10 protein-coding genes are annotated in these 12,516 nt (G+C 69.0%); 5 read left to right on the top strand and 5 right to left on the bottom strand.

Going from position 1 to position 12,516, the window contains the following annotated elements; all coding sequences use genetic code 11:
- The first annotated feature begins 73 nt into the window (after positions 1-73).
- From FNH13_RS11780 to pepN, 4 genes are read left to right on the top strand one after another with little or no spacing between them, the layout of a single operon-like run.
- Complete coding sequence (locus FNH13_RS11780) at positions 74-1,015, top strand: MetQ/NlpA family ABC transporter substrate-binding protein (RefSeq protein ID WP_143783597.1); 942 nt, start codon at positions 74-76, stop codon at positions 1,013-1,015.
- A gap of 2 nt (positions 1,016-1,017) precedes the next feature.
- The gene (locus FNH13_RS11775; RefSeq protein WP_143783596.1) at positions 1,018-2,037 is read left to right on the top strand and encodes a methionine ABC transporter ATP-binding protein; all 1,020 of its coding nucleotides are present in this window, start codon (positions 1,018-1,020) and stop codon (positions 2,035-2,037) included.
- Positions 2,037-2,708 carry a methionine ABC transporter permease gene (locus FNH13_RS11770; RefSeq protein WP_143783595.1) on the top strand — a complete coding sequence of 224 codons (672 nt, stop codon included), beginning with the start codon at positions 2,037-2,039 and terminating at the stop codon, positions 2,706-2,708. Before FNH13_RS11775 ends, FNH13_RS11770 begins: the two co-directional genes overlap by 1 nt.
- A 30-nt stretch (positions 2,709-2,738) precedes the next feature.
- Complete coding sequence (pepN, locus tag FNH13_RS11765) at positions 2,739-5,432, top strand: aminopeptidase N (RefSeq protein WP_143783594.1); 2,694 nt, start codon at positions 2,739-2,741, stop codon at positions 5,430-5,432.
- 105 nt (positions 5,433-5,537) lie between these two features.
- Here pepN and FNH13_RS11760 read toward each other — a convergent pair whose 3' ends face one another.
- From FNH13_RS11760 to FNH13_RS11735, 5 genes are all read right to left on the bottom strand, one after another.
- Positions 5,538-5,873: a hypothetical protein gene (locus FNH13_RS11760; RefSeq protein WP_202878768.1), complete on the bottom strand. Its 336-nt coding sequence runs from the start codon at positions 5,871-5,873 to the stop codon at positions 5,538-5,540.
- Positions 5,870-6,754, bottom strand: a complete 885-nt coding sequence (locus tag FNH13_RS11755) for an SPFH domain-containing protein (RefSeq protein WP_143783593.1) — start codon at positions 6,752-6,754, stop codon at positions 5,870-5,872. The genes FNH13_RS11760 and FNH13_RS11755 overlap by 4 nt, the downstream gene beginning before the upstream one ends.
- Positions 6,751-7,560 (bottom strand): hypothetical protein, encoded by an 810-nt coding sequence (locus FNH13_RS11745; RefSeq protein ID WP_202878767.1) that lies wholly within the window; start codon positions 7,558-7,560, stop codon positions 6,751-6,753. Before FNH13_RS11745 ends, FNH13_RS11755 begins: the two co-directional genes overlap by 4 nt.
- Complete coding sequence (locus FNH13_RS11740; protein WP_143783592.1) at positions 7,553-9,922, bottom strand: nitric-oxide reductase large subunit; 2,370 nt, start codon at positions 9,920-9,922, stop codon at positions 7,553-7,555. The genes FNH13_RS11745 and FNH13_RS11740 overlap by 8 nt, the downstream gene beginning before the upstream one ends.
- A 277-nt stretch (positions 9,923-10,199) precedes the next feature.
- The gene (locus FNH13_RS11735; protein WP_143783591.1) at positions 10,200-11,030 is read right to left on the bottom strand and encodes a GNAT family N-acetyltransferase; all 831 of its coding nucleotides are present in this window, start codon (positions 11,028-11,030) and stop codon (positions 10,200-10,202) included.
- 83 nt (positions 11,031-11,113) lie between these two features.
- On the opposite strand from FNH13_RS11735, the gene FNH13_RS11730 reads away from it, so the two are divergent.
- Entirely contained in the window at positions 11,114-12,502 is a 1,389-nt protein-coding gene (locus FNH13_RS11730; RefSeq protein WP_407669894.1) for a replication-associated recombination protein A, read from the top strand.
- Positions 12,503-12,516 lie beyond the last annotated feature (14 nt).

Raw genomic sequence — 12,516 nt, 5'->3', positions numbered from 1 at the left:
CGGTGTCCAGCCGCGTCCGCACCACCTCCGCAGCGTGACGTCCGTCCGTCTGCCCTGCCCGAAAGGCCCTCCCATGTCTGAGAACACCACTACCCCCGGCCCGTCCCCGGTCCTGCCCGACAAGCCCCGCCGCAGCAGGACACCCCTCATCGCGGGAGGCGCTGTGCTGGTCGCGGCGCTGATCGCCGGCGGCTGGGCACTGCTGGACGGCGACGACGACGGCGACGTGATCCGGATTGGCACCACCGAGGGCTCCCAGCCGCACTGGCAGATCCTCAAGGAGAAGGCCGCCGAGGAGGGCATCGAGATCGAGATCGTCAACTTCAGCGAGTACACCCTGCCCAACCCGGCCCTCGCCGAGGGGGAGATCGACCTCAACTCCTTCCAGCACCTGCTCTACCTGGCCGACCACAACGTCAACACCGGCGATGACCTGCAGCCCATCGGCTCGACGATGATCGTGCCGTTGCCGCTGTACTCCGAGAAGTACGAGAGCGTCGAGGAGTTCGTCACGGGCGACCAGGTCGCCATCCCCAACGACTCCACCAACCAGGCCCGGGCACTGTTCGTGCTCGAGGGCGCCGGGCTGATCACCTTCACCGGTGACCCCGCGTCGCCGACACCGGACGACGTCGACGAGGACGCCTCCACGGTCGTGGTCCGTCCGGTCGAGGCCAGCCAGACCGCAGGCCTCATCCACGACGACGACGTCGCCGGGGTGATCACCAACAACAACTTCGCCACCGACGCCGGCTTCGACCTGCAGGGCTATGTCGTCGCCGACGACCCCGAGTCGCCGGGCGCCCAGCCCTACATCAACGTCTTCGCCGCCCGCCCCGGTGACCTGGAGAACGAGACCTACCTCACGATCGTGGAGCTCTATCACGACCCGGAGGTGCTCGAGTCGGTCGTCGAGTCCTCCGGTGGCACCGCGGTGATCGTCGAGGGCTATGACATCGCCCGCCTCCAGGAGGTCCTGCAGGACACCGAGGCCACCCTGCAGGCGAGCAACTGAGCGTGTCTCCGATCATCGAGTTCCGCGACGTCTCCAAGGTCTTCACCGGCCACGCCGCAGATGTCACCGCCGTCGACCACGTCGACCTGAGTGTCGAGCAGGGCGAGATCTTCGCCGTCATCGGCTACTCCGGAGCCGGCAAGAGCACCCTGGTCCGGCTCATCAACGGCCTGGAGCGGGTCACCTCCGGTGAACTGATCGTCGACGGTCAGGACGTGGTGACCATGACGGAGTCGCAGCTGGAGCGCAAGCGTCGCGACATCGGCATGATCTTTCAGCAGTTCAACCTCTTTGGCTCCCGCACCATCGCCGGCAACGTCGCCTTCCCGCTCAAGGTCGCCGGCTGGCCCAAGGACAAGCGCGACGCACGGGTCGCCGAGCTGCTCGACTTCGTCGGGCTGCTGGACCGGGCGCACTCCTATCCCGACCAGCTCTCCGGTGGGCAGAAGCAACGGGTCGGGATCGCCCGAGCACTGGCGGCCGGCCCGAAGATCCTGCTGGCCGACGAGTCGACCAGCGCCCTCGACCCCGAGACGACGCAGGACGTCCTGCGGCTGCTCAAGAAGGTCAACCGCGAGCTGGGGGTGACCGTCGTGGTCATCACCCACGAGCTGGAGATCGTCCGGGCCATCGCCGACCGGGTCGCGATCCTGGAGCGTGGACGGGTCGCCGAGGTCGGGACGGTCTTCGAGACGTTCACCGCACCCCGCTCCGAGGTTGGCCGCAGGTTTGTCTCGACCGTCATCCACGACCGGCCGCACGGAGACGACCTGGCCAGGATCCGGCAGGCCCACCCGGGTCGGATCGTGACCGCGACGATCCACGACGGTTCCCGGCTGGGCGCCGTCCTGGCCGGGGCAGGGGCCCTGGGTGTCACCTTCGAGATCGTCTACGGCGGCATCGGCACGCTGCAGGCCCGGTCCTTCGGGTCGCTCACCCTCGAACTCACCGGCCCCCAGGCGGCCGTGGACCAGGTGGTCGCCCAGCTCGGCGGCGTCACCGAGGTCGAGGAGGTGGCCTGATGAACGACGGATTCGAGTGGGACACGCACGGTGCCAACCTGATCGAGGCCACCGGCCAGACCCTCTACATGGTCTCGGCCACCCTGGTCATCGGCGGACTGCTCGGTCTCGCCCTGGGCATCGGCCTCTACACCACCCGCCGCGGAGGACTGCTGGCCAACCGGTGGGTCTTCGGCATCCTCAACCTGGTCGTCAACATCTTCCGGCCGATCCCGTTCCTGATCCTGCTCTTTGCCGTGGCACCGCTGACCGTGGGCATCGTCGGCACCCGCCTGGGCAGCACCGCGATGATCGTGCCGATGTCGGTCGCGGCCACCTTCGGGGTCTCCCGCATCGTGGAGCAGAACCTCGTGGCGATCAACCCCGGGGTCATCGAGGCGGCCCGGGCCACCGGCGCGACCCGCTGGCGGATCATCACCACCCTGCTCGTTCCCGAGGCGCTCGGACCGCTGATCCTGGGTTACACCTTCATCTGCATCGCGGTCGTCGACATGTCCGCCCTGGCCGGCACCCTGGACGGCGGCGGACTGGGAGCCTTCGCGCTCGACTACGGCTACAAGCGCTGGAACTTCGGCGTGGTCTGGGTGACGGTGATCGTGATCATCATCCTGGTCCAGCTGGCGCAGGCTCTGGGCAACCGACTCTCACGGAAGGCCCTGCACCACACCTGATCGCGGCGGCGTCTGCTTGACTAGGGCAGCGTGACAGCCACCACGAACCTCACCCATGCCGAGTGTGCCGAGCGCGCCCGGACCATCACCGTGCGCGACCAGCGGGTCGAGCTCGACCTGAGATCCGCCACTGATCCCGGAGCGGACACCTTCTCGGTGGTCAGCCAGATCCGGTTCGCCGCATCCGGCCCGGAGACCTGGGTTGACCTGATCGCCGAGCGGGTCGTCTCCGTCACCCTCAACGGGGAGCCGGTGCCGACGGGGGAGTATGACGGAGCGCGGGTCCTCCTGACCGGCCTGTCCGCGGACAACGAGGTGCGCATCGAGGCCGACTGCTCCTACAGCCGCTCGGGTGAGGGGCTCCACCGGTTCACCGACCCGCAGGACGGCAACACCTACCTCTACAGCCACTGTGAGCCGACGGACGCCCGCCGCTACTACCCGGTGTTTGAGCAGCCCGACCTCAAGGCGGAGACGACCTTCGTGGTCACCGCACCGCGGGACTGGGTAATCCTCTCCGGGCAGGCCGAGGTCGCCCGCACCGAGGATGATGGCCACGAGCGGGACGAGCAAAGTGCCTCTGCAACAGTGACCTTCGCTCCCACGCCGCCGCTATCGAGCTATCTCACGGCGATCGCCGCCGGGCCCTACCACCGGGTCGACGGCACCTGGTCGGTGCAGCGTGCGGACGGCTCCTCCCAGGAGGTTGCCCTGGGCGTGCTGTGCCGCGCCTCGATGGTGCCCCACCTGGACGCCGAGGAGGTGCTCACCCTGACCCGTCAGGGGCTGGACTTTTTCGACGCGCACTTCGACTACCCCTACCCCTGGGGCAAGTACGACCAGATCTTCGTGCCGGAGTACAACATCGGCGCGATGGAGAACCCCGGCCTGGTCACCTTCACCGAGCAGTACCTGCACCGCGGCCGCGCCACCCGTGGGCAGCGCCAGGCGCTCGCCAACACGCTGATGCACGAGATGGCCCACATGTGGTTCGGCGACCTGGTCACCATGCGCTGGTGGGACGGGCTGTGGCTCAAGGAGAGCTTCGCCGACCTGATGGGTTACCACGTGTCTGCTGCCGCAACGGAATACACCGACTCGTGGACCCGCTTCGCGATGGATCGCAAGCAGTTCGCCTACCGCCAGGACCAGCTGCCGACGACGCACCCGATCGTGGCCGTCATTGACGACATGGAGGCGGCCCGGCAGAACTTTGACGGCATCACCTATGCCAAGGGCGCCGCGGTGCTCAAGCAGTTGATGGCGTATGTCGGCGAGGAGGCCTTCTTTGCTGGGTCCCGTGACTACTTCGCCCGCCACGCCTTCGGCAACACCGAGGTCAGGGACCTGACGGACTGCCTGGAGGCAGCCTCGGGGCGGGACCTGACGTCGTGGTCGCGCGTCTGGCTGGAGATGGCCGGCATCTCGCTGCTGACGCCGGAGGTGGACCGGGCCGACGACGGCACGATCAGCCGTCTGGTGATCCGGCAGGACGCCCGGGACCCGCTCGCACCCCGCCTCCCGCAGGCTTCTGGGGTGCAGGGGCGGTCACCGGTGCCCGATCCTGCACCCCAATCCCGACCGGTCGCGGGTGGGGACGCCACCGTCGACCGCCCGCACCGTCTGGTGGTCGGGTGCTACCGGCTGGAGGGGGAGCGGCTGACCCGTGCTGCGGCATACGAGCTGGACGTGACGGGTGCCGAGACCGAGGTGAGCGAGGCGATCGGTCAGCCGGCCGACCTGGTCCTGGTCAACGACGACGACCTGACCTATGCCAGCGTCCGGCTGGATGAGAGGTCCACGCGGGTGGCACTGGCCCATGTCAGCTCGATCGTGGAACCCCTGAGCCGGGGGCTGGTGTGGTCCACCCTCTGGAACGCGCTGCGGGACGCAGTGTTGCCCGTCGGTGACTACGTGGCCGGCGCCCTCGGGCAGCTGCCGCTTGAGCCCGATGCGGCGCTGCTGGCCTCGGGGCTGACCAACCTGCACGCGGCGATCGAGACCTTTGCGCCGGTCGCGAGCCGCGCGACGTGGCAGGCGGAGCAGGTGAGGGTGCTGCGGACGGCCCTGGACGCGGCGGAGGCTGGGTCGGACCGGCAGATCGTCTGGGCCAGGGCCCTGGTGCAGGCCACGGCCAGCTGCGCCGACGGTGTCGAGCCGGTGCGTGACCTGTTGCGGGACTGCGGCCCGGAGGGGCTGGAGGTCCACCAGGACCTGCGCTGGGCTGCCCTGGCAGCACTGGCCGCCCAGGATGCCCTGGCCGACGAGGAGCTGGTCGATGAGCTGCGCCGCGATGACACTATGCGCGGCCGGACCGCAGGGCTGCGGGTGCGGGCAGCGCGTCCGAGCGCTGCTGCCAAGGCCGTGGCGTGGGAGGCGATGACGACCGACACCAGCCTGACCAACGACCACCTGCGTGCCCTGGTGGCCGGCTTTGTCGAGCCGTCCGGTGGTGCCGTGACCAGGGAGTATGCCGAGCGCTACTACGACTCGATCACCCGGTGGTGGTCGGACCGGACGATGGTCATGGCCAGCATCCTGGCCACCGGACTGTTCCCGCGGGGAGACCTGGCGGACGGTCAGGATGCCGCATCCCATCCCGCGCTCGCGGCCGCCCAGGGGTGGTTGGCCGACTACGAGGACGCTCCGCGGGCGCTGCGGCGCATCGTGATCGAGCAGGCCGACCACCTGGCGCGGGCGCTGCGGGTGCAGGCGGCCAGCTGACCGCAGTCCGCACGGACGATCGGGCGTCGACCCGGCTCGCTGACCGGAGTCCGCACGGACGGTCAGGGGTCGACCCCGCTCGCTGACCGGAGTCCGCACGGACGGTCAGGCGTCGACCCCGCTCGTCGCCTCCTGCGCGGCGTCGGCGTCAGCAGCGGAGGCAGCACGACGGTCGCGATAGATGCGCCGACCGCCGAGCAGTGCGATGACCACGCCGATCCCGCCGATGACCACCCCGATGAAGAGGGCGAGATAGATCGGGGAGAAGTTGGCGTCGGCGTCACCCGCGCCCATCGCTGAGCCCACCAGGAACCCGAACAACGGCGCGAGCACCGCGATCGAGAAGCCGAGGATCAGGGTCCACAGACCCGGCGGGGTCGGCTCCAGGACCACCCGGCGACCGGGTGCGGGGATGCTGTCCTCGTCGGTGTGAGACGTCATCCGGCTTCCTCCTTGTCATGCTCAGGGTCCTGACCGGACGGCCCGCGCCAGGTCAGTGTGCGGTGGGGGGTGTCCCCGGTGGCAGGCTCGTCGGACCGGCTCTCCGTGCCGCTGGCCGAGCCTCGGGCTCTCCCACCGGCAGCCTCCAGAAAGGGTGTGACGATGTCGAGGGGGATCGGGAAGACGACCGTCGAGTTCTGGTCGGCCCCCAGCTCGAGCAGGGTCTGCAGATAGCGCAGCTGCAGCGAGGCGGGACTCTCGCTCAGGGTGATGGCGGCGTCACGCAACTCGGTCGAGGCCTGCAGCTCACCCCGGGCGCTGATCACCTTGGCGCGCCGCTCGCGCTCAGCCTCGGCCTCCCGGGCCATCGCCCGCTGCATGATCTCGGGGATCTCGACGTCCTTGATCTCCACCACCTGAGCCTCCACGCCCCACGGCTCGGTCGCCTGGGCCAGCGTGTGGGTCAGGTCCTCGTTGAGGTCGGCGCGGTGGGCCAGCAGCGTGTCGAGTTCTGCGCGTCCGACCACCGACCGCAGGCTGGTCTGCGCGATCTGGGAGGTCGCTACGGCATGGTTCTCCACGGCCATCACGGACCGGACCGGGTCCACGACCCGGAACAGCACGACGGCGTTGACACGTGCGGTGACGTTGTCCTTGGTGATCACCTCCTGCGGGGGGATGGTCAGGGTCACTACGCGCAGGTCCACCCGGACCATCTTGTCCAGGAAGGGCAGGACGAACAGCACACCGGGACCCAGCGGACCGCGCAGGCGCCCGAGGCGGAAGACGATGGCACGCTCATACTCCCGGATGATGCGCAGACACAGCACCACCAACCCGAGCAGGAGCAGGATGCTGGCGATGACGAGGGCGGGGATCATCGGGACCTCTTTCCGGTGGGCTCGGCGTTCGCGGTGGTCCCGGTGTTGCCGGTGGTCCCGGTGGTCCCGGTGTTCCCGGCGTTCCCGGCTGACGCGCGGCTGTCGGACCAGTAGGTCGCGGGCAGCCGCACCGGTGCTGGCAGGTCGACCGGCCCCCGACTCCGCGCGGGCGGGCTCGTCCTGGTGTCGGACCAGTAGCTGCTGCGCCGTGCCTGGTCGCGGGCCGCGGCGGCGGTGCGTTCCTCGACATTGTCATCAGAGCTGCGGAACAGGACGCCCTCCGGGTCGACGGTGCTGCGCCGCAGGTGGGACCACAGGGGCCAGGAGGCGGCTGCGACGAGCGTGGCGCCGCCCACCAGGACCCAGGTCTCCGTTGCCGACGAGGCCATGAGTGCGGCAGCAGCAGGCCACAGCACGGCCAGAACCACGACGGTGCAGGCGAGTGCCCGGTGGAACCTGGCCGACTCCGAGGCCGGCCACGGGTCCACCATCCGTTGCACCTCGCGCCCACTCTTGGAGGTCGTGCACGTGTCGCGCACCGGGCAGGCGTTGCAGACGGCGGGACTACCGCGATAGCGCATGACCCGGTTGCCGGGGTCGAAGGACTGCGGCCAGAGCCATTGGTCCTTAGGGCAGACCCAGGCGTCGTGCTCCTCGTGATAGACGAAGCCGCTGGTGCGGTGCCCCTCCACGCTGCTGGCCGCCCGGTGGGACATCAGGTCGATCCCGTAGGCGACGAGCAGCAGAATCACCCCATAGCCCAGGGCGAACCAGGTGGCGGGTGCGAAGACCGCGAGGTCAGGCACGGGTCCCGTCCCGGGTCAGGCCGGTGCGGTCCTCGTGGGCGCGGCCGGTCTCCTCGACATACAGCGTCTCCGGCTCCAGGGTGTGGGTGGTCGCCTTGATGCCGTGGCGCACGCCGAGCCAGGTGATCCAGAGGAAGGGCAGGATGCCACCGATCAGGAAGACCACGTCCCCCGGCATGCGCATCCACTCCAGGATCGCGTTGCCCGGCTCGGTGATATAGCCCAGGGCGCGTGCCTCGTAATAGCCCTCGTTGACCGAGTGCCACAGCTGCAGCACGCCGAGGGGGAGGAGCGTGGCGAAGACCATCCAGGCCAGGCCGATGTTGAGCGACCAGAAGGACCACTTCGCCATCCGGTCGGGCCACCTCTCCGGCGGGATGATGTAGCGCAGTGCGAACAGGGCTAGGCCGACGGCGAGCATGCCGTAGACGCCCATCATCGCGCCGTGTGCATGGTTGGCCGTCAGCGCCGTGCCGATCTGGTAATAGGACACGATCGGCAGGTTGATCAGGAAACCGAAGATGCCCGCCCCGACGAAGTTCCAGAAGCCCACCGCGACCAGGAACATGACCGCCCAGCGGTGCGGGAAGGGGGCACTGCTGCGCGACTCCTGCCGGGCGCCGAGCTGCAGGAAGGTCCAGGCCTCGACGGTCAGGAATGTCAGCGGGATCACTTCGAGTGCCGAGAAGAACGCTCCCAGTGCCATGTGCTCGACCGGGGTACCGGAGAAGTACAGGTGGTGCATCGTGCCGAGCACACCACCGACGGAGTAGAGGATCACGTCCAGGAAGATGATCGTGATCGCGATCTTGCGGCGCACCACGCCCAGCATCACGAAGATATAGGCGACCATCACCGTGGTGAACAGCTCCAGGAAGTCCTCCACCCACAGGTGCACCACCCAGAACCGCCAGAACTCGGCGACCGTGATGTGGGTCTCGGTGCCCGCGAGCAGCCCCACGGCGTAGAACGCGGGGATGGCCAGTCCGGCGAAGAAGAACAGCCACGGCATGTTGAACTTGCTCTCGGTGCGCAGCCGTGAGCGGATCGCCCGATAGATGATCGCGATCCAGAGGAAGAGTCCGATCACCAGCAGGATCTGCCAGAACCGCGGCAGGTCGAGATACTCCCACTGCTGGTCGAAGAAGATCGACCCCTTGGCCCAGTCCGGTCCGAAGGTGCTGATCGCGGTGCCGGTGAGGGTGCCGGCGACCACGAGGGCCAGGGCGACGAGCAGACCGGTCGCCAGCCAGCTCTGTCGCCGGGGCTCGCGTCCGGAGATGATGGGCGCCAGGAAGATTCCGGCCGCTAGGAAGGACGCCGCGGTCCACAGCAGGGACAGCTGGACGTGCCAGGTGCGTGCGAGGTTGAACGGCAGCCACTGCGCCAGGTCGATGCCGAAGAAGGTGGACAGGTCGGCCCGGTAGTGCTCGATCGCGGCACCCAGGGTCGCTTGCAGCAGGAACAGGATCGCCACGACCAGGAAGAACCAGGCGGTCACCTTTTGGGACGGAGTGATCTTGACCTGGCCCGGTTGGAGGAAGGCCAGGGTCGGCACGTCGTTGCCGTGCCAGCCGATCGAGCGGCTCCACCGCCCGTAGAGCGCGAAGAGCGCCCCCAGGCCGGCCAGCAGCGCCACGAGCGACATGCCGGACCAGACCAGGATGTCGGCGGTGGGGCTGTTGGCAACCCGCTCCTCCGGCGGCCAGTTGTTGGTGTAGGAGTAGTCGTGCCCGGGTCGGTCGGCTGCGGCGGCCCAGGCCGTCCAGTTGAAGAAGGCCGTCAGCTCGTGGATCTCCTGCGGGTCGGTGATCACCTCGGGGATCAGGCCGTATTTGGTGGAGGCCTCACCGAAGATCGTGGCGTAGTGCTCCTTGAGGTGCTCGAAGGCAGCGACCTGCTCGGGGGTGAACACCAGGGTCCCGGTCTGCTCGTCATAGCGATTGGTGCGTTGGATCTCGATCACCGTGCTGGTCGGATCCTGCGCACCCTGCGCTCTCAGCGACTCGGTGATGTGCTCGGTGCCCAGGCGCAGGGACTCCGCGGTGTAGTCCGGGCCGAGGTAGGCGCCATGGCCCATCACCGAGCCGTACTGCTGGAGCCCGCGGCGCAGGAAGGTGGACTGACCGTTGGTGATGTCCTCACTGGTGTAGATGACCGTGCCGGACTGATCGACCACCTGGCGGGGCTGGGCCATGCCGTCGGTGTAGGTGCGGTAGGCCAGGATCCCCATGACCAGGAAGCCGAACACCATGACCAGGGCGACCCCCTGGACCCACCCCTTGGAGACGGTGATGTCGAGCTTGCTGGGCGCGTCCTGCTGGGCCGTGCCCGTGAGGGAGGAGTTGTCGCGCTCTGCCATGATCCGCCTGCCTTTGCTCGCACCCTGACCCGATGAACGCCACTACAGCACGCGGAAAGGCCGCGCTGCGTTCGTGATCCAGATGCTAGTGCGAGCGGCAGGAGATAAACAAGAGGCATTCTTGTTGAGGCGACTTTCCCTGTGTGCCAGGTCACGCCTGCGCATGATCCCAGACCGCTTGCCTGCGTAAACCCCATGTGTGCACAGAATTGGTAAGGAAAGAGTCAAGAGTCGGAAAGACATCCTCAATGAAAGGAGTATTGAGGAAATTGAGGAATTACTGTGACAAAGTTTCCTGTTCGGAACCGGTCAGGATCCTGCGGGAGTGCCAGGCATGGGCCGTGCGATAACCCAGCCCGGTGTAGACCGCCCGGGCCGATGGGTTGTCCGAATACATCCCGAGGGTGCAGACGCCGTGACTGGTGAGGGCTGACCGGGTGAGCCCGGCGGTGATAGCGCGGGCGAGTCCCCGACCACGGTGGCTGCCGTGCGTGACGATCCCGGCCAGGTGCGGGACGCCGGACTCCAGCGACTGCATGGCGCCCACCGCGACCAGCTCGCCGCTCGCTGCGAGCCGCCGGTCCGCGCCGGTGCCCGTCGAGCGCAGCCCGAGCCACAGGCGGGTGCGACCGGTGCCGGGGCCACCCTCCCCGGACGGGCTGTGCGCGGTGGACAGAGCGGCGATCTCGGCTGCGTCGTCGGTGTCGTCCAGGACGATGAGGTCCGACTCGCCCGGTATGCCGCGTGGCGGGGTCCGGGTGGTCCACATCCAGTCCCACTCCCCGCCGGTGCCGAGCGGGAAGGCCTCGGCCAGCTGCGCGGCATACTCCTGCGGGATGGAGATGGCGGCGGTCTGCAGCTCGGCCATCGGTCCGCCCAGCCCGCCCAGCAGCGCGCGGATCGCCTCGGTGCCCCCGCCGGAGTGCGGGAAGACCCACAGACCCCGGCCCCGACGACCGAAGCGCTCGACCGCGACGGCGCCATCGGTGGCCAGCACCACCCCGGGGAGCGGGTCCGGGATGCCCCAACGCACGAAGGGGTCGCCCTGGGTGAGTTCGAGCAGCTCGGCGTGCGAGGCGAGCGAGCGCAGGCGCGTGTCCGTTGGCACGGCGGCATGCTAGTCGCTTGGCTTCGGCCTCCGCAGGACCGCCGGGCAATGGTCGTGACGGTGGCGCCGGATAGCCTGCTGCGGTGACTGGATCCGCGGGTGATGACCTGTTTGCACAGCAGTCCCCCGACGAGTCCGTGACGGGGGAGTTGCAGCCACCCCTAGCGGTGCGGATGCGACCCCGCAGCATCGAGGAGGTCCGCGGTCAGGGCGACGTGCTGCGCCCCGGCAGCCCGCTGCGCCGCCTCATCGAGGGGCACGCAGGAGCGGCGGGGCCGCTGTCCGCGATCCTGTGGGGACCGCCGGGCACCGGCAAGACCACCCTGGCCCACCTGGTGGCCCAGGCCGCGGGGCGCAGCTTCGTCGAGCTGTCCGCCGTGACGGCGGGGGTCAAGGACGTGCGGGCGGTGATGGAGCAGGCGACCCGGGAGCGCAGCCTCTATGGCCGCCAGACGGTGCTCTTCCTGGACGAGATCCACCGGTTCAGCAAGGCGCAACAGGACGCGCTACTGCCCGCGGTGGAGAACCGCCTGGTCATCCTCGTCGCGGCCACCACGGAGAACCCCTCGTTCAGCGTCATCGCGCCGCTCCTGTCCCGCTCCATGCTGATCCGGCTCACCTCGCTGGACGACGCGCAGGTCGGTGAGGTGCTCGACCAGGCCCTCACCGACGAGCGGGGACTGGACGGCGTCTTCGTTCTGGAGTCGGAGGCCCGCGATCACGTCATCCGTCTCGCCGGCGGCGACGCCCGGCGCGCCCTGACCACCCTCGAGGCCGCGGCAGGGGTGGCCCTCGACGCGGTCCCGGCCGGACGTGAGGGGGAGCAGGTCACCATCACCCTGGCCGTGGCCGAGCAGGCGGTCGACCAGGCGGCGGTGCGCTACGACCGGGCGGGCGACCAGCACTACGACGTGGCTAGTGCCTTCATCAAGTCCATGCGCGGCAGTGACGTCGACGCCGCCCTGCACTACCTGGCCCGGCAGCTCGAGGCGGGGGAGGACCCGCGGTTCATCGCCCGCCGCATCGTGATCGCGGCCAGCGAGGACGTCGGGATGGGTGATCCGACAGCCCTGCAGACCGCCGTCGCCGCGCTGCACGCCGTCGCCCAGATCGGCATGCCGGAGGCCCGCATCATCCTGGCGCAGGCCGTCGTGCACAACGCGCTCGCGCCCAAGTCCAATGCCGCCTACAACGGCATCAACGCGGCGATCGCCGATGTCAGGGCCGGTCGCGGGGGAGCGGTGCCTCCGCATCTGCGCGGCTCGGGCTATGCCGGCGCGGAGCGTCTCGGCCACGGCAAGGGCTACCGCTACAGCCACGACGAGCCCAATGGTGTCGGCCCCCAGCAGTTCCTGCCCGACGACCTCGTGGACGCCGACTACTACCACCCGACCGGCCGCGGCTGGGAGGAACGGCTCGGACCCCGGTGGCGTGAGCTGCGGGCCATCATCCGCGGCGACAGCCCCCGATGACCGATTCCGCTCCG

The organism is Ornithinimicrobium ciconiae, assembly GCF_007197575.1.
GTDB lineage: Bacteria > Actinomycetota > Actinomycetes > Actinomycetales > Dermatophilaceae > Ornithinicoccus > Ornithinicoccus ciconiae.
This window is presented reverse-complemented; position numbering and strand designations above follow the sequence as displayed.